The organism is Oceanobacillus polygoni (genome assembly GCF_008304605.1).
Classification (GTDB): domain Bacteria; phylum Bacillota; class Bacilli; order Bacillales; family Amphibacillaceae; genus Oceanobacillus; species Oceanobacillus polygoni.
This window is the reverse complement of record NZ_PIJY01000059.1, coordinates 1-17,801: the sequence shown is the minus strand read 5'-3', so window position 1 is coordinate 17,801 and position 17,801 is coordinate 1. Positions and strand designations below refer to the sequence as shown.

Annotated in this window: 18 protein-coding genes; 6 read left to right on the top strand and 12 right to left on the bottom strand. The window is 34.1% G+C overall.

Annotated features, from left to right (window positions below):
- The 10 genes from F1560_RS22700 to F1560_RS21915 form a co-directional block, all read right to left on the bottom strand.
- Window positions 1-68 (bottom strand): helix-turn-helix domain-containing protein (locus F1560_RS22700; RefSeq protein WP_149476724.1); only part of this gene is annotated, 68 nt, incomplete at its 3' end.
- Window positions 69-378: 310 nt separating this feature from the next.
- Entirely contained in the window at window positions 379-762 is a 384-nt protein-coding gene (locus F1560_RS21960; RefSeq protein WP_149476722.1) for a hypothetical protein, read from the bottom strand.
- Window positions 763-1,300: 538 nt separating this feature from the next.
- Window positions 1,301-1,828, bottom strand: coding sequence for a GrpB family protein (locus tag F1560_RS21950; RefSeq protein WP_149476723.1), 528 nt, complete (start codon window positions 1,826-1,828; stop codon window positions 1,301-1,303).
- 161 nt (window positions 1,829-1,989) lie between these two features.
- Window positions 1,990-2,577, bottom strand: coding sequence for a LysE family transporter (locus tag F1560_RS21945; protein WP_149476721.1), 588 nt, complete (start codon window positions 2,575-2,577; stop codon window positions 1,990-1,992).
- Window positions 2,578-2,711: 134 nt separating this feature from the next.
- The gene (locus F1560_RS21940) at window positions 2,712-3,617 is read right to left on the bottom strand and encodes a LysR family transcriptional regulator (protein ID WP_149476720.1); all 906 of its coding nucleotides are present in this window, start codon (window positions 3,615-3,617) and stop codon (window positions 2,712-2,714) included.
- Between the two features lie 101 nt (window positions 3,618-3,718).
- Window positions 3,719-3,985 carry a hypothetical protein gene (locus F1560_RS21935; protein ID WP_149476719.1) on the bottom strand — a complete coding sequence of 89 codons (267 nt, stop codon included), beginning with the start codon at window positions 3,983-3,985 and terminating at the stop codon, window positions 3,719-3,721.
- 598 nt (window positions 3,986-4,583) lie between these two features.
- Window positions 4,584-4,781 carry a cold-shock protein gene (locus F1560_RS21930; RefSeq protein ID WP_149476718.1) on the bottom strand — a complete coding sequence of 66 codons (198 nt, stop codon included), beginning with the start codon at window positions 4,779-4,781 and terminating at the stop codon, window positions 4,584-4,586.
- A gap of 233 nt (window positions 4,782-5,014) precedes the next feature.
- Window positions 5,015-5,308: an antibiotic biosynthesis monooxygenase family protein gene (locus F1560_RS21925; RefSeq protein ID WP_149476717.1), complete on the bottom strand. Its 294-nt coding sequence runs from the start codon at window positions 5,306-5,308 to the stop codon at window positions 5,015-5,017.
- A gap of 303 nt (window positions 5,309-5,611) precedes the next feature.
- Complete coding sequence (locus tag F1560_RS21920; RefSeq protein ID WP_149476716.1) at window positions 5,612-7,012, bottom strand: sensor histidine kinase; 1,401 nt, start codon at window positions 7,010-7,012, stop codon at window positions 5,612-5,614.
- Between the two features lie 224 nt (window positions 7,013-7,236).
- Window positions 7,237-7,956 (bottom strand): response regulator transcription factor, encoded by a 720-nt coding sequence (locus tag F1560_RS21915; protein WP_149476715.1) that lies wholly within the window; start codon window positions 7,954-7,956, stop codon window positions 7,237-7,239.
- Window positions 7,957-8,118: 162 nt separating this feature from the next.
- On the opposite strand from F1560_RS21915, the gene F1560_RS21910 reads away from it, so the two are divergent.
- The 5 genes from F1560_RS21910 (at window position 8,119) to F1560_RS21890 (ending at window position 13,114) form a co-directional block, all read left to right on the top strand.
- Window positions 8,119-8,886, top strand: a complete 768-nt coding sequence (locus F1560_RS21910) for an ABC transporter ATP-binding protein (RefSeq protein WP_149476714.1) — start codon at window positions 8,119-8,121, stop codon at window positions 8,884-8,886.
- Window positions 8,873-10,735: an FtsX-like permease family protein gene (locus tag F1560_RS21905; protein ID WP_149476713.1), complete on the top strand. Its 1,863-nt coding sequence runs from the start codon at window positions 8,873-8,875 to the stop codon at window positions 10,733-10,735. The genes F1560_RS21910 and F1560_RS21905 overlap by 14 nt, the downstream gene beginning before the upstream one ends.
- On the top strand, window positions 10,736-11,089 hold the full coding sequence (locus F1560_RS21900; protein WP_149476712.1) for a YxeA family protein: 354 nt from the start codon (window positions 10,736-10,738) through the stop codon (window positions 11,087-11,089).
- Between the two features lie 309 nt (window positions 11,090-11,398).
- Window positions 11,399-12,376: a DUF418 domain-containing protein gene (locus F1560_RS21895; protein WP_187773799.1), complete on the top strand. Its 978-nt coding sequence runs from the start codon at window positions 11,399-11,401 to the stop codon at window positions 12,374-12,376.
- Window positions 12,377-12,508: 132 nt separating this feature from the next.
- Entirely contained in the window at window positions 12,509-13,114 is a 606-nt protein-coding gene (locus tag F1560_RS21890) for a peptidoglycan-binding domain-containing protein (RefSeq protein WP_149476710.1), read from the top strand.
- Window positions 13,115-13,797: 683 nt separating this feature from the next.
- Here the strand turns inward: F1560_RS21890 and F1560_RS21885 are convergent.
- Both F1560_RS21885 and F1560_RS21880 read right to left on the bottom strand, forming a co-directional pair.
- Complete coding sequence (locus F1560_RS21885) at window positions 13,798-14,073, bottom strand: hypothetical protein (RefSeq protein ID WP_149476709.1); 276 nt, start codon at window positions 14,071-14,073, stop codon at window positions 13,798-13,800.
- A 195-nt stretch (window positions 14,074-14,268) separates the two neighbouring features.
- Window positions 14,269-15,387 carry a stage II sporulation protein P gene (locus tag F1560_RS21880; RefSeq protein WP_149476708.1) on the bottom strand — a complete coding sequence of 373 codons (1,119 nt, stop codon included), beginning with the start codon at window positions 15,385-15,387 and terminating at the stop codon, window positions 14,269-14,271.
- A 1,352-nt stretch (window positions 15,388-16,739) separates the two neighbouring features.
- Here F1560_RS21880 and F1560_RS21875 point away from each other — a divergent pair.
- The gene (locus F1560_RS21875; RefSeq protein ID WP_246811961.1) at window positions 16,740-17,756 is read left to right on the top strand and encodes an ATP-dependent nuclease; all 1,017 of its coding nucleotides are present in this window, start codon (window positions 16,740-16,742) and stop codon (window positions 17,754-17,756) included.
- Window positions 17,757-17,801 lie beyond the last annotated feature (45 nt).

The window sequence follows — 17,801 nt, the reverse complement described above, 5'->3', positions numbered from 1 at the left end:
TTAGCGATTCGTATTTCCTGTTCTTTGTTTGGATAGATGCGAAACTTATACGCTTTATTGACTAACACGGCTTTTACCTCCCACAAATAGGAACGTTCGTTCCCATTATAACATACTTTCATTCGAGAGTACCCTAAACATTCTAAAATCCACCAGTCGTACAATTGAGATAGCTAGAGCTCCCCCTTGTCCGAAGGCGATTCATCTCCACCCTACTACGTTGAGGGTGAAGTCTTCTCGCCTAAAACAGATAAAAACACCATCCTTTCTCGTAAACTACGGTACTTACGATAAGCATAGCGTTTTTTCTTTTTTAAGGTATTATTTTAACTTAGATTGATGGGCATGTGGCGATACCCCTAACAGTAGATTCGGAACTTAATAAACAGTGTACTTTATTTCCCCAGCGGCTTCATAAGTGGGGTGATTGCTGATGATATCACCATAATATGTTCCTGAACTCATGTTTGTAAAATAGACTACTGTTGTAGCACCCGCACTTACGGACTTGAATCCTGTACAGTTTCCATTATGGCTGCACAGACGTATAGAAACCGGGGTTTCTATTGTCCACACATCAATTTTGGCAGCGACATTTTGACCATTGCTAGAGACTTCCAATTTTCCATCCCACCGTCCATCTCCGGTCGACCATTGATAGGGCCCAAAATCTTGTGCTGCTGATGCTGGAGTAGTAACAGCCATCGATGCAAAAAGAAACATCATAGTTAGAAATGTAAGAGATAAAACTTTTTTGTACAATGATTATTCCACCTCCTTCTTTCTACTGAAAAAGTCTTAGAGTAGGGTTTTACATTAAAATTTTGTTTAAATCTGAAATTCTCCTTTTCCTTTTCATAACAAATTAACGTCCATTTCCATTTTTTAACTACTACATAATCTCATATTTTATTTATAATTTCAATGGTTTTGTGTGAATTTTAAGAAAATTGATACATTTGATAAATAATTTTAAACTTTGAAATGTTTTCGTTGTAGCTTTGAAATAAAGTTCAATAACAAACTCCTATACATCGTTGTAATTCGTGAGTTATGTAGCCCTTCATTGAAGATATAATTTTTGATGCCTCTCGAAATGTTTCCTCATATTCCTTTTCCATACCTTGTTTAACTGTAGCATAGCAGCTTCTAAAAACAATTAATCCCCCTATTCTAATATATCATTTTACATTTTTTCTTATATAGCTTTTTAAGCTCTATGCCCCGTTAATACAATAACTCTTCTACAAAAAAGAGATAATCCTCCCTGGGCTATCGCACTCGTTAGTGGAACAAGGACTTATATTCTTTTCTTATATATTTCTCTTACAAATTGTTCTTTATAATTGGTATATTCATTAATTCCTCCATTACTTTCTTTTACAAATTCCCTTTTTAGATTACTGTATTGATCTCGTACTGTTTCGTTTGAATTTAAGTAATCTCTAAAAAAGATTAAATTTTTCCAGAGGGCTTTTTTATATTCAACTAAATGAATAAAGTGCGTCTTTTCTTCATAGGTTTCATCAGTAAACTTTGCAAGTATGATTTCATTAGGACGCTGTACCCGAAGTCTTAAAAAACCCGTCTCCTTTAACCCCTGTAAAATAGCTTTATCAACATTTTCAATAACATCTACACCCACGACTAAATCCAATATTGGTTTGGCAACCATCTTCTTAATGGCTGTGCTTCCTATATGTTCAATTCGATTTTCCTTAATAGGGGTTGAATTTAGAATACCTTGTTTCACCCTAAGAAACTCTTTCTGCCATTCAATGGTATGTGGTTCTAATCTTACTTCATCTCGTTTAAGTCCTAAATTCACTATAACCACCTCATTTCCAGAATCATGTAAATTATTCATTCCAGTTCCCATATCCTTCTTCAACTCTTCTGCCAGTCAGCACAAGATATGCTGTCAAATAGACAATCTCCCTATTGTATTAAAGCACCTGTTACTTTAAGAACATTTCAAACTCTAATTTTTTACTGTAGTAAAAGTGCAACCGCACATTGCAAAAGTAATAACGCCAATATAATATTTATTATTCGATAATGTTTGAAATATGTACTTTGTAATAACCCGCCAAAAAATATCCAAGTCATGGTAGCAATCATACCTACTGTGGCAATGATCATTTCAAAAAATAAAAGCGTTCCCAGTGATGAGTAATAAGGTGTAATATATCCTGTTAATGCGGTAATCCCAAATAAAAATATTTTCACATTAACAATTTGCAGAACAAAGCCAATCCAAAAAGAGGGCTGTTTGTCAGATGTTTTATTGTCAGGCTTACTGATTGCAACCTGATAGGCAAGCCATAAAATATAAATAGATCCCGCATATGTAAGTACATTCATAATTGGATTTATGAAGTTTTCTAATCCAAAAATAAAGAAGGCACATAGCGCTTGTACAAAAAAATAACCGGCAAAGATCCCGAAGTATAAAGGCTTTCCTTTTTTCCATCCATAATTCGTCATTGTATTTAATGCCAGAATATTACCCGGACCTGGTGTAAAAGCATTTATTAGTGCGTAGGTAACAAATGAAAACAATACTTGAACTCCCATACAACATTCACTCTCCAATTTAAATCATCATACATAATTATAAGGGAGTTTCCTGGATATAGCATAATGCTTAAAAGTCATATCCTGACATAACTAAAAGTTATAACAAACTGAATAGGAAGACAAATCTTCATTTATAATTCCTGTTCAACCTTTTTTAAAGCATCCACATATATTTCACCAAGTTGCGATAACGTGACATCTCTGTGCTGTATTATTCCTACACGTATAAGTTCATCTACATTAAGAGGAACAGCAATAATATCATTCCCATGAAGATATTTAGGAAAAACTCCCGAAGAAATTGTGTAACCGTCAAGACCAATCATAAAATTTACAATAGCTGCTCTGTCACTGACTTTGATGCTTTTCTTCACACTTCTAGTACTTAAAATTTCTTCTGAAAAATAAAAAGAATTGTACTCTCCTTGTTCGAAAGAAAGGCAAGCGTATTCATCTAATTCTTCCAAATTAATCGATTCTTTGTCAGCTAATGGATGTCTTTTACTAATAAACACGTGTGGTTTTGCCGTAAATAATTCTGAAAAGGTCAAATCCCTTTCTTTTAACAATTTTAATAAAACAGATTCATTATAATTACTTAAATAAATAATCCCTAACTCACTTCGTAAATTTTTAACATCTTCAATGATTTCATATGTTTTCGTTTCACGAAGAGTAAACTCATACTCAGAGGTCCCAAATTCTTTTACAAGTTCCACAAAAGCATTGGCTGCAAAAGTATAATGCTGGGTTGAAATGGAAAAGTGCTGCTTAACTGGTTTTTCACTTAAATATTTTTCTTCAAGCATGTTAAACTGCTGCAATACCTGTCTAGCATAACCCAGAAACTCGGCTCCTTCATTAGTAACAGTAACTCCTCGATTCGTTCTAATGAATATAGTAATTTTAATTTCCTTTTCCAATTCCTTAATCGCATTCGATAATCTTGGCTGGGAGATGAATAAACTTCTTGCTACTTCATTCATAGATCCCTTGCTTGCTACTTCTAACGCATATTTTAATTGTTGTAAAGTCAAATTGAACACCTCTCTTTCAAAAGTTCCAATCATTCATTTAACATTTTCTTACAGCATGTAAAAAGCCTATCGCACAGCAATTTACTTTAATTTCTAGGGGCTTAGTCTTTGTCTCTTTTTTTATAATTTTTGTAAGTGAACCAACACCCTAGTAGAACAAAGAAAAGTATAGCAAAGTTGTCTACTAAGGTTGAGAAACCTACAGTATTTTTTAAAGTTACTACGATTGCTATTAAAACTGATGCTATTATAATTTGTTTTATTATAGTTTTCATTGGAGCCACTTCCCTTCTGTTATTACTCAATTGTAACACTTTGATTTTTTTGTTTGTAAACAGAATGGGATGTTTTTGAAACCCAATGTTCATATTGTACTCTTCCTCCTTTACCTTGTGCTTCAGCTTCTTGATAAATTGTTATCATTGATGAGCCTAAAAGGCTCTCAGCCAAAACATAAAACCAGTAAGTGGATGGAGACTCATAATATATCTCATGATTTGGTTTGCGCTTTTATCCCTTGAATCATAACGGTCAACGATATCTTTAACATCGCTTGGTGTAAAATAATGATTAATGTCGTATACATCGTAAGTATGTATTCCTTCTTTTACTGTCCTATCTGGTCCTGTTGCTGCTGCACTGTCTTAAAACCTAGGTTTACTCCTAAAATAGGGTACCGGCTAGGAAACCTACAATAAATTTTCTCATTATTACGCCTCGCCTTTCTAAAGATTTGTTATTAATTCCCTTCCAGGTCTCCATATGAAAACGTAGAATTGGAAATTGGAAACAATTTTTCCCCGACGCTCCCTCTTACATAAGTTCATATAACTGATCATTTCGGTAATCCTTCTTAAACTAACGCCCCGATAGTTTAAGAACATTCGGATCGTTTTCTATTTATACGACAAAAAATAAAAGCCCTTCTGTGACTAAACAGAAGAGCTTTTTATCCATTATAAATTATTATTTAACAACGTTAGTTGCTTGTGGTCCACGGTTACCTTCTTCGATGTCGAAAGTAACTGATTGACCTTCTTCTAATGATTTGAAACCTTCGCCTTGAATTGCTGAGAAGTGTACGAATACGTCGTCTCCACCTTCAACTTCGATAAATCCAAAACCTTTATCTGCGTTAAACCATTTTACTGAACCTGTGTTCATATGAAATTCCTCCATTGTGCATAATGCACACGATTATTACTTTGGTTGTTCTGATAATAATTCAAGACGATGATATACCTTGTGTAGTTATGACATAAATCCTGTATTGCTAGCACGAACAATTAAGTTATTTATAGTATAACACGTATCACTCTAAAAAGATACCTTCCTCTCTCTGTATTAGACAGACGGTTTTCTTGTTCAATTAACACACCTGTTACTTGAATAACTAATTAAAGCTGAACATTTTCAAAGTATTCTACTGTTGGAAATGGGTCATAAAAATGATGTAGTTGTTTTTTCCATTCTTGATATTCTTTCGATTGTCTAAATCCTACTGTATGATCTTCTAATGTTTCCCACTTCACCAACAATAAATATTTACCCTTAAATCCTATACATCGTTGTAATTCATGAGTTATGTAGCCCTTCATTGAAGATATAATTTTTGATGCCTCTCGAAATGTTTCCTCATATTCCTTTTCCATACCTTGTTTAACTTGTAGCATAGCAGCTTCTAAAATCAATTAATCTCCCCCTTTTTTAATATATCAGTTTACATTTTTTCTTATATAGCTTTTTAAGCTCTATGCCCCGTTAATACAATAACTCTTCTACAAAAAAAGAGATAATCCTCACTGGGCTATCGCACCCGTTCGTATTAGTTTAATAATCTAAATACCTAAATCTCCCTATGATTACAGCCACTGAAATTTACCAACGATTGCCAAACTGTTTACCAGTTAAAACCTCTTATATAATAAGAAGGCCTTCTTAATTATATAAGAGGTTTTTTGTTTAATTCATTATCGAGAGATTTTGAAATTACATCATGACAAATGTTGCTCCTGAAAGACGTTAAACGATATCTGGATATTTGTCCCTTTTCCAACTCGGCTCGCAAGCTCAACCTCTCCTCCATGAGCTACTATAATATCCCGAGCAATTGCCATTCCAAGGCCGGTTCCTCGTATATGTGCCGTATTTGTACCACGATAATAGCGGTCAAAAACTTGATCTTGGTCTTCAGGGGGGATACCCTTTCCATTGTCTTGTATGATAATAGCGTCTTCTGTAACATTGACAAATACTTCTACATTTTTATCATTATGAATTAATGCATTATATATAAAGTTGAGCAGGGCGCGTTTCATTAAATGCCGGTCTATTTTCCAACTTAGTTCGGTTTTCTTACTTTCAAAATGAATTTGGGACGATCCAAATTGGGGATCATTTAGCAAATCAATGACCATTTCCCGAACAAAGCCTTCCATATTTGTCTCCTGTCGTTGAAGTGGCATTTCTTGGTTTCGAAGTCGCATTGTTAGATTGAAGTCATCTACTAACTCCTTCATATAAAGGGATTGTCGTTCGATTACCTCTGCATACTCTAAGCGTTCATTTGATGAGACATTATCGTTACGTAAGAGTTCAGCGTAACCTCGAATGGAAGCGAGTGGAGTTTTGATGTCATGCGAGACATTACTAATCCAATCGTTTCGCATTTTTTCTAATTTAATACGTTCCTTTTCATGTTCTTGCAATGTCGTCGAAACATTATTTAGATTTGCAAATACACGTTTGTATATGCCTGGGCGTTTTGGTTTTTTTGTGTGAAATTGTCGTTCCTTTAGTTCATTAATTCGTTCAATAATGCGATTTACGGGTTTTGTTAAAATAGTACTGAACAAGAAGCCAACGACTGCCGCAATAATTAAATCTACGATGATAATGACTCCAAAAAACCGAGAAGCATACATTATGATTGTGGCTGGATTAAGCATAAATACTTCACGTTTTTCATTAGAATTTGGCACACCAATTAAGTAACTATACCCTTCATACTCGCCTATAAAGTACGTATGTAATTCATCATCCATATACTTATATTTGTGTATAAGATCAATGGGGGTGTAATTTGTCGCGACATGATCTGGAGTTTGATATGACGAAATCACATTTCCATTGTCATCTAAGATTTGCAGCCAGGCACCAAATCCTTCTAAGGCAGTCTCTCCTTCTTCTGTAACATGAGGTTTATTATCCTCTATTGTTAGGTATTGGCTGAATGACCGAGTGAAATCTTCACCAGAGCTATTTTCGAAACCCTCTGCATTTTGGGAAGCTTGATAAAAAAGCAGTCCCACTAAGATTATAGTGTTTACAATTATTACAATAAATACGATGCTTAAAATGGATATTAAATAACGAGCGGTTAGTTTCCATTTCATTTTCTATCACCTATTCTAAAAAAGGAAATTCTATTTTTACAAATAAAAATTTGGCAGTAAATATGCTCTATACATTTACAGCTCTTAGACTTCAGTGCTAAAGCCTTAGCGGAATTTTTTGGTGGGACGAGTAACCACAGGCCCAGGACGTAAGGAACTTAGTCAACGTTCTTTTAAGCGTGAGCTTGCGCCTTTGTTATACAAAACAACTACAAGTCCAAAACTCAACTATTTTGATTTGGCACGAATCGATAACCTAGTCCCTTCACCGTTAAAATATAGGAAGGATCAGACGGATTGTCTTCAATTTTTTCCCGAAGCCTGCGAATGTGCACCATTAATGTATTATCAGCACCATAAAAGTCTTCTCCCCATACATTTAGAAATAAGGTTTCTTTGCTGAGGATTTGGTTCGGATTTCGCATAAATGATGCCAATAATCCAACTTCTTTAGCGGTTAACTCAAGTAAATGATCGTCCTTTTTCACTTCGGTTTCATCTGAATTGATTTCAAAAGGTCCGACGCTAGACGCCTTAGCTGCTGTTGTCTTTGCAGTTGCCTCTATCGTATACACACCAGCGCGCCTAAGTTGTGCCTTCACGCGATAGGCCATTTCTTTTGGACTAAAAGGCTTTGTAATATAATCATCTCCACCGATTGCCAGTCCTAATATTTTATCCACTTCATCGGACTTAGCTGATAAGAAGAGAATTGGGATACGTGAAAACTCTCTTATTCTTTTACACAAATCATAGCCTTCTCCATCAGGAAGCATAACATCTAATATTACTAGGTTTGGTTCGAAAGCTTCAAATACTTTCCATCCCTCTTCTATAGTACCTGCCATTTCGATTTCAGAAAACCCTTCCTTTGTTAAGCTTATTTTCATTAGTTGGCATAAGTCTTGTTCATCGTCAACAATGAGTATGCGTGGTCTTTCCATGTTTATCACCTCTTCATACTTGTTATTATCATCTAATTTATTCTATCTTAACAGGAATTTGCGGGGAAAAAACGTATTTAAGGATTTTGTAAGGTTAATGTGATTGTAGTTTAAGGATGGAGGGATACAGTAAAGACAACATACGAAAGAGGTGAAGGAATAATGGAATCTTTATTGCAGGTAAAAAATGTTGAGAAAGTATTTGGAAAAGGTGCGAATACGTTTAAAGCATTGGAAGACATTTCATTTACAATAGACCATGGTGAATTTGTAGGAATTATGGGACCATCCGGTGCTGGAAAGTCAACATTACTTCATGTATTAGCGACAATTGATACCCCTTCTAAAGGTGATATTTATATAGAAAATGATAATATTGCAAAAATGAAAGGAGATCAGCTTGCAGATTTTCGCAGGGACCATCTCGGATTTATATTTCAAGATTACAACTTGCTAGATTCATTAACGGTACGGGAGAATATCGTATTACCACTTGCAATTGCAAAGCTTCCTCCAAAAGAAATTGATGTAAAAGTAAATTCTATGGCAAAAGCATTTGGGATTGAAACAATACTCGATAAATATCCCTATCAAATTTCTGGTGGCCAGAAACAACGTACTGCATCTTGCCGAGCTCTCGTTTCTAATCCAAAATTGATTTTTGCAGATGAACCTACTGGAGCACTTGATTCCAAGTCAGCAACGGATTTATTAAAAGCCTTGAGCTCATTAAATGAAGATCAGGATGCAACTATAATGATGGTGACTCATGATGCATTTGCGGCAAGCTTTTGCAGAAGAATACTATTTATCAGTGATGGGCGTTTATCTAGAGAGATGATTCGGGCTACACACTCACGAAAAGAATTTTACCAAATGATTTTAGATGAACTGGCACAACTAGGTGGTGACGGGCATGACACTGTTTAATTTAGCACTGAAGAATATCCGTCGAAATGTGAAAAGTTATGGACTTTATATTGGGTCAACCATTTTTTCTATCATTATATTTTTTACGTTTGCAACGTTAAAACATAGTGGTGATATAAGTGGATTGGCAGAAACATCAAAACAAATCAGCGGTATAATGAGTGCTTCCGCATTTGTGCTTATCATTTTTGTTGCTATCTTTATTCTATATTCAAATTCCTTTTTTATGAGAAAAAGAAAGAAGGAAGTAGCCTTATACGCTTTAATGGGTGTACGAAAACAAAAAACGGCTTTTCTATTGTTCTTTGAAAATATGGTAATAGGGATAGTTTCATTAATCGTTGGGGTAGTGTTAGGTTTCTTCCTATCTCAATTACTACTATCTCTTCTTTTAAAGTTAATGGGATTGAATATCGAGATTGGTCTAGCATTCTCACCAAATGCTGTTGTCGAAACAATTATCGTATTCTTGATTATATTCCTCTTTACATCGTTGCAAGGTTATAGAGTCATTTATCGATTTAAACTGATTGATTTATTTCATGCATCGAAAAAAGGAGAAGAATTGCCGAAAGCTAGGATTATTTCCGTAATTCTTGGACTAGCTACATTGGTGACGGCTTATTGGTTAGCATTACAAGATTTAACATCAGAAGTGTGGAAGATCTTAGGGATATCAATGCCAATCGTCATTATTGCCTTAACCGTGTTAGGTACGTATCTCATATTTAACAGTGTGCTGGTTTACGTACTTCATATGTTGAAAAAAAGGAAGTTTTGGGCATGGAAAGGTCTCAATTTAATGACAGCTTCTCAACTGTTATATCGAATTCGTGGAAATGCAAAGACATTAACAATTATAGCTACGTTAAGTGCAACAACGATTACAGCAGGCGGTGCAGTGTTTGGATTGTATTATGACACGGAGAAAAACGTAGAACAAACTACACCATTCTCCTTTATGTGGGAAGGGCAAGAAGAAGATATCGATGATTCTATTGTAAAAGAATCAATTCGTGTAGATACGAAGAGTATTCGTATTAACAGTGAACAAATGGAGAGAGAGTATACAGTTATTGACCATTCTGCATTTGAGAAGTTAGCGGAAGCGCTTGAATGGGATATTGATTCCTTAAACATAACTGAGGACGAAGTTGCCATGATAGAACCGTTTTATAATGAACAATGGACGGAAGATGTAAAGGAAATTTCTTTTAACAATGTAGATCATGAAGTTGTGCAAATTTATGAAGAGTCTATCTTCAATCTTTCTACGGTGCCTGGTACGGTAATTGTTGTTCATGATGAAGCTTACATTGATCTAAATGCAGAGGAATCGACTTATCAAGCAGTAAACGTAGAAAATTATAAAGAGCACTTAGACTTGTCCCAGGAGTTAGAAGCGAAGTCATCAACAGTAGACTTTTCCAGTGCCGTACAAGATTATCAGGATTCTTTAGAGGGAACAGGCATCATGTTATTTGTTGGCAGTTTCTTAGGTCTCGTCTTTCTTGTTGCCACTGGCAGTATTATTTTCTTCAAAATGATGACAGAGGCTGAAGATGATAAGGATAAGTATTCCATATTATATAAGATTGGTGTGTCGAAAAAGGAGATAAAGCGTACCATTCGTTACCAAGTAGGATTAATATTTATAGCACCGCTCATACTTGGATTACTGCATGGTACAGTTGCATTGATTGCATTTTCTAGCCTTTTTCAAATGGACCTATTGGTACCAATCATAATTTGGATGTCGGCGTATGTATTAATTTATATTAGTTATTATTTTATTACCATACGAGGGTTTCATAAAACAATTTTGTATAAGATCCAGGAGGGAAATTAAATGAAAAAACTAATTGGTATAACTTCTATTCTATTGGTGGCTGCAGTAGTGATACTGGCCACGGTTGATTTTAATCGCTTAGGAAAAGAAAATGTCTATGTGCAGGTTGGAGACCCTTCTTACACGGATGAGGACCGACTTGACTCGGGAGAAATTATGACAAGCTATTGGTATGAACTTCCTGCGTATCGTGAAAATGGTAGCGCAGTAAAAGTGGAATTTTCTGCACAAAAAGAATTAAGACAAGATGCGTACTTGAAATTGTATGTTAAAGAAGGAAATGAAGTTACATCTTATGATGAAGTTTCTTGGGAGGAGGTTCCAGAAGCCGCCCAAGAAGAATTAGAGCAATAAATACCCGCCGGTAAAAAAAGGATTTATATCCGCCTGCTCCACTTCTATATTGATTGCCCTAAGCCTAGGGCGATGAAATATGCGTTTTACCAACACTGACTGGAGGTGATGGTAAACTAAACAATTACTATTTCCATAATATTATTCGGTAAATTGTTGTATGGAAAATCGATGTTGGTTTCCGTGTTTTCCGTCATCATAGCATTATCAATAGGAAAGATCATTCCGCTACCGCTCCTTTGGATCTACTCTGACTTCTGATCGAGTACAATGATTTAGCTTTATCAATAAGTAAAGGATGAGTTTATGATGAAACAACGAATTGATACTTTAGATTTCTTGCGAGGATTTGCTCTATTAGGCATAATATTCGCCAATATCACGCCAATAATATTACCTTCCTCCCTTCAATCAGACTATTTTTGGAGCCAAATCTTAAATTATGCGGTACACGAGCGATTTTTTATTATCTTTTCTTTTTTATTTGGAATTGGTTTCTATATTTTCATGACACGAGCAGTAAATCGCGGTGATAAAAGTACAGCCTTGTTTATAAAAAGATTGATCGTATTATCCATTTTTGGATTGATCCATCAATTCTTCCAATTAGGAGAAGCTTTGCTTCCCTATGCGATTTTCGGATTCATCCTTATTCCTTTTTACAGGTTTAAACCTAAGATTAACTTTATGATCACTGTCATACTATTAATCCTTGCCGTAATTCTTGGCGGAAGTTATTTTATGATCTTGCCTATGTTTCTACTGGGTTTATGCATGGGGCAATGGGGCGTTTTTGAAAATATTACAGCACATCAAAAAGCATTTCGTATCGTGCAAATTTCATCTCTTTGTCTCTTGCCTACAGTACTTTTTATTCAATATTTTTTAATGGAGGAAAATGGACAAATTGATCTAGCTGGTGCAATTTCTGCGCCCTTTGTAAGTGCATTCTATGTGACTACTTTAACACTATTGCTTCGGCACAATAGGCTTCAAAAGTTATTAACACCCCTTAAGTATGTTGGAAGAATGGCGTTAACGAACTATCTCGTTCAAACCGCTCTGATTTTAACAGCTAGTAGTCTATTCGATTTAAAAGGTCATGTGCATCAAACAACATTAATGAACATTGCCTTCATAATTTTAATAATCCAAATGATATACAGCACCATTTGGTTTCAATATTTTAAGATCGGTCCCATGGAATTTATATGGAAAATAGCAACGTACGGTAAGCTGCCCGAACGTTATAAAACGAATACTAATCATTCAAAGTTACTCCAATAATGGAAAAGTAATGAATCAGGTTAGGAGGTGATCTCCATGTGAAAACACAGAGAGGTTTATAAGAAAGCGTTTTATGTATCCCCTAAAAGGAGTATCTGAATAACAACCAAATTATTTAAGGAGTGAATTATGTTGAAGAAGAAATGGTTAGCGATAGTTCCCGCGGTTGTGGTTGCACTTGTAGCTGCACCTCATTTTAATCAAACAGTAGATGCAGCCCCAGAAAATGAATCGGTTCAACAAGCAGAATCAGAAATACCAGCAAGATATGAAGCAATATTAAATTGGCCACCTGAACAACAGCCGATCGTCAAACAGGGGAGCCAAGGAAGTTTTGAAGTTGAATTTATTCAAGTGATGTTAAATCACTTTGGATTTGAAACAGAAATTGATGGGATTTTTGATTCTCACACAGACCAACAGGTTCGGGGGTTGCAAGCTGAGAATGGGTTAGCCCAAGACGGGATTGTCGGTGTTAATTCATGGACTGTATTACTTGAAGAATATCAAGCAGAGTTGTTTACAGTAGAATCGGCGGTTGCTTATGCAGAGGCTGCCCTTGATAATGATGATCTAGTGTTTAGCAGCAATGGTGTACTTTATGAGGACTCAGATGGAAGAGTGTTTTATTCTTTGAGAGCACGAAGTCAAGATTATATGGATGACGGAGGTACTGGAACGGTCGGATTCTATGATGTGTATCAAAATGGAGACGTTGTAGAATCAAAACCAAGATAGACACAAAAGGATCACTTGGCGGAACCAGTTTAGCAGGAGGATTTAAAAAAATCAGCATCTAAAGTAATAAAGGGTTCCGCTTTGAGTGCATATTAGTTAAATGACACGCTAAATGGCATACGAATTGACGTATGCCATTTGGCTGTTAATTGCACTGTCAATTTAGAGAATGTAAAGGTATCTATTTAACACAAAATGAACCTTTATTAAGAAATCTTGGTACTGTGCCACCACTTTCACTGATCTAAAAGGAAGTTATACAATAACTATTGTCATTCTCTTTAACCTGTTAGCATTCATACGACTGTAATGTATCATGAAACTTTCATATTAGTTAGTCTTACTCACCCACATCTAACCTCAAAATTTAATGATATATACATTTATATTTATTATGAGTTTAGAACCGTACATATAGAAGTTTGTCAGCTAATCTTTTTCTTTGTAGGTTTATTCACATACTCGCCATTTTCATTCAACTCAAGGATCATGATTTACATCGGCCCCATCGGGTAGACTTTCGTCAGCCAAATTTCACTGTTACGGTAAATTATTACACCTTTACCGAGCTTTTAACACTATCATTCTTACTAAATCTAGTTCTAATCGACTTAGAGAAAACCCTTCCGAACGTAATATAAAATAGCGTTAATCCTTATAGAATTAACGCATCATTTATTTGACTAAGGGTCTTGAAACCCGAATAAAGCAATAAAACTAAGAACACCAAAGTAAATAATCATTAAAGAATTTATAATAACTAAAGTTTTTCGTGTAGTTCCTTTCGTACTAACACAAGCACTTATAATACCTAAAACATTTAAAAAGATGGGTGTAAACAAACTCATTTCAAATAAATACTCAACAAAGGCAATTTTCCAACCTGTAGAAAGATACATAAGCATTAAGAATGAATATGAGAAACAAATGATCGATAAAGCCGTATAGAATTTTTTCATACACTCAATCTCCTTTACAATCAATCCTATGTATTAATATCATCTAATCAACCTTTTTTAAAATTATCGAACTTTAATTCAAAACAACATAAAATTAATACGTTAAGAGCCTTCTATATTACAGAAGGCTTCAATTTTTAATCAGACTATATAATTTTTATAGTTATACAGGGAGCACGGACAATTTTGTTTATTTTAGCCCTCTTCTAGTTTTAAATAATACCTAGCAAACATCTCTGCCACAATCTCAACGGTATTATAAGATTCTTCTAACATATTATCAACTCCTCCTACTTCCATCAAATATAATTGTTCTGATAAATCTTGATTATATACTCCATTTCTTCCCTCAGTTTTAGGGTATGATAGTAATTTCCTAGGTAAACCTGGATATTCTTGTTCTATTAAAGCGTGCAATTCACTTGCGTGTAAAAGATTTTCTTCATACTTATCGTGACCTTGGCCTACTACAAAAAAAGGTCTAGCCAATTTTTCTTCGTTTATTTTAATAGTAGTAGTTTCTTTTCTAGCTGAATCTCTATGCAAATCAAATATAAAATCTATCTTATTTTCATCAATATGTTTTTGTAAGAATTCTCTGGATAAATCATACGATTGATAAGTTTCCCAATTACGTTTGTGTAATTCTTCTGTCATGTTAGTTGAATCCATTATCACATTAAAACCTCGTTTTTCTAACTCTTCACCAAATCGTTCACCTACTAAAGTAATATTTACTTCATTATGAGATGCCGAATCAGGATCATCCTCTGATGTTTTTAAGTGTGGTAAATACGATTCCCAACTATGTGTGTGATAAATAAGTACAGTTACATCCTCTTCACCGATATTTGTAAATTCACCTTCATCTTCATCTTCTTTTTCCGCTCCTTGTTTATTTTCTTTTAAAGAATCCTCATTTATTTCTTTTTCTTCCAACAAAGAATCTAGCGGAGGTGGAGATTCGTGAACATAACGCGGAACATCATCACTGTCATCATTAATAATTATTTCTGGACCATATAATGTTAAACCGGGAATCTCCCTTCCCAATAATGTTCTTATATCTTTTATACTTATGTCTGTACCTAATTCAAAAGCCATATCTAAAGGTGAAGGTTTTTTAAATGTTTCAGGAAGAGCTTTTTCAAAAGAACGATTTTCAAGAGTAATTAAGTATAAAAAATTATCTGTGGAAATATTGGAAATTGCTTGTTTTATACTAGCAGATGAAATTTCCGTTGTTAATAGTATCATAACTGTCACAAAAGTCACTATAAAGGTTAAAAACAATGATATTATTGTGTATTTCATCTTTCCTCCACCTCTTAATAAAATCTATGTAGAAATCTTTATTAATAGAACGAGGTAATTTATTTAAAATAAACCATGTAAAATTGCCATTGAATAGTATTATCTATGCCATCTTTTAAACTATTATCATAAGATAGAGCACTATAATAGAAAGTCAATTCCCCTCCATGAGTGGAATGTGTGACCGTTATCTAAAATGAAACAATTTCTGCTAAACTAACTGACACACTTTACTGGAAAATATCTTCCTCCATTTCAAAGTGAATTGTAGCCTCTAATAACAAGGCATCTGTTAATTATAGTCCTGATTTTTTACGGAAAAAGTAAATAACAAAGAGCCAAAATATTAGAGTTGTTTCACTAACGCACCCGTTAATTAAACAATTGTTACCTTTTTCATTCTAAAATAATCCATAAAAGTAGGGGTATATGTATTGTAAAGTCAGAATAAAAAGAGCACTCAAGCCTATTGTGGATATTAAAAACACCCAAACCTTTTTTATCTTTATCTGTACGAAAGCAGATACCACCACAAGAATATTAAAAATCACAATCATTGAAACCCAAACCCCATAAGTTTGATCTGGGTCTGGTGTAGCAATGCTAAACATTGGACCTATACCAATAAGATTTACTAATATGAATAACAATCCGTGTACCAAATATACTGCTGCCTTAAACAATTAAACCACCTGCTCTCTCCAGTCTCAATCGTTAGTTAAACAATCCTTACTCCCTTAAATGGTCCGTTTGTTGAACAAAACCTAAACAATTTCCTACATAAGAACACTTTTTCCTTGTTGCACTAAACTGCCATTTCGTTTAAGTACAATGTTTCACAGATCAATATTACCATATTAACTATTTTAAAAATTTTTAACGAAACGAAATGTTCTTTATTTTATCTAAAAAAATAACCCTACCAAATTATTTTTGGCAGGGATTTTGGCAGAGAACTATATTATTTTATACCAATTTGTCAATTTAAGATCAAGATAAACACTGTTAAATAGGCGTTCACTCTTCAAATCAAGTTAGCTCTTTACTCCCACTCTACTTTCACTGTACCAAGTATAGAGCAATATCATTGATTTTAAAGGGTTTTAAAGAAGTATCAACTCATATAAAATGATATAAAAAATTAAAATAATGCAATTTTAATGCAATAAATGCAAACCACTTCTTAAGGTTATCACTAAAATATTTGATATCTAAAACAAGAGACGTTTCATATTGAAGCGTCTTTTTTCATTGGGAAATTTGAATAGATTCTTATTTAAAGTGCATTAGATTGTCTTTTCCCAAAAAGTACCTGATAATGAATTTATAGAATATTATATAGGAGAGAGACAATGATCAGAAGTGTAAAAATCGAGAATTTTAAATGTATCAAGGGTTCTTTCACTTTAGATTTTAAAAAGGGAATAAATATTTTAGTTGGAAATAATGAAGCTGGAAAATCTACTATTTTAGAGGCAATACATCTGGCTCTTAGCGGTATATTTAGGGGGAAGTTAGTCAAAGGAAACCTAACTCAATATTTATTTAACTATGATGTTGTGAAAGAATATATAGAGAATGTTAACAATGAAGAGGCATCTGAACCGCCTTATATTTTAATTGAATTATATTTAGATGAAGTTCTCCCTATTTTGGAAGGTGATAAGTTTTCCGAAAAAAAGACCCTAGGAAAAACAAGTGGAATCGCGTTAAAAATTGCCTTAGATGAAAAATATAATGAAGAATATGAATCATTAATTAAATCGGGAAATATAGAAAGTCTTCCAATTGAATATTATGATGTGGAATGGTACTCTTTCGCTAGAAAAGCATTGACTTCTAGAAGCATTCCAATTAAATCATCATTTATTGATGTAGGTTTTAGCAAGTTTCGAAATGGATCGGATATTTATATATCTAGAATTGTTCAAAACATTTTAGATACTGAGGAAAAAACTAAAGTTGCACAAGCCTATAGAAAGGTAAAAGAAACTTTTTCAAAAGACCAATCGATTGCTGACATTAACTCAAAAATAACTAATATTTCAAAATTAAGCAATAAAGAAATTGAATTGACAGTTGATTTAGGTTCAAGTTCAACTTGGGACGGTAGTTTAATAACGCAACTCGACAAAATCCCCTTTGATTTTATCGGTAAAGGAGAGCAATCTATTATAAAAACTGATTTAGCTTTGTCAAACAAAAGGGCAGAAGCTTCATCTATAATCCTAATTGAAGAACCAGAATGTCATATTAGCCACACACGACTTAACCAACTGCTAAATAACATCAAAAACAATTATCATGATAAGCAGATTATACTATCTACTCATGATGCTAGTATAGTTTCATGGACACATCTAAGTTAAATTTATACAATGAATTTCAAGGAGGATGTGTCCGATGAATACAAG

What these genes read in the sequence shown, in the direction of transcription:
- F1560_RS21945 (WP_149476721.1), bottom strand. Translation starts at nt 2,577, where the DNA reads ATGGGAGTTCAAGTATTGTTTTCATTTGTTACCTACGCACTAATAAAT.
- F1560_RS21935 (WP_149476719.1), bottom strand. Translation starts at nt 3,985, where the DNA reads ATGAACATTGGGTTTCAAAAACATCCCATTCTGTTTACAAACAAAAAA.
- F1560_RS21930 (WP_149476718.1), bottom strand. Translation starts at nt 4,781, where the DNA reads ATGAACACAGGTTCAGTAAAATGGTTTAACGCAGATAAAGGTTTTGGA.
- F1560_RS21920 (WP_149476716.1), bottom strand. Translation starts at nt 7,012, where the DNA reads ATGAAATGGAAACTAACCGCTCGTTATTTAATATCCATTTTAAGCATC.
- F1560_RS21915 (WP_149476715.1), bottom strand. Translation starts at nt 7,956, where the DNA reads ATGGAAAGACCACGCATACTCATTGTTGACGATGAACAAGACTTATGC.
- F1560_RS21910 (WP_149476714.1), top strand. Translation starts at nt 8,119, where the DNA reads ATGGAATCTTTATTGCAGGTAAAAAATGTTGAGAAAGTATTTGGAAAA.
- F1560_RS21905 (WP_149476713.1), top strand. Translation starts at nt 8,873, where the DNA reads ATGACACTGTTTAATTTAGCACTGAAGAATATCCGTCGAAATGTGAAA.
- F1560_RS21900 (WP_149476712.1), top strand. Translation starts at nt 10,736, where the DNA reads ATGAAAAAACTAATTGGTATAACTTCTATTCTATTGGTGGCTGCAGTA.
- F1560_RS21895 (WP_187773799.1), top strand. Translation starts at nt 11,399, where the DNA reads ATGAAACAACGAATTGATACTTTAGATTTCTTGCGAGGATTTGCTCTA.
- F1560_RS21885 (WP_149476709.1), bottom strand. Translation starts at nt 14,073, where the DNA reads ATGAAAAAATTCTATACGGCTTTATCGATCATTTGTTTCTCATATTCA.
- F1560_RS21880 (WP_149476708.1), bottom strand. Translation starts at nt 15,387, where the DNA reads ATGAAATACACAATAATATCATTGTTTTTAACCTTTATAGTGACTTTT.
- F1560_RS21875 (WP_246811961.1), top strand. Translation starts at nt 16,740, where the DNA reads ATGATCAGAAGTGTAAAAATCGAGAATTTTAAATGTATCAAGGGTTCT.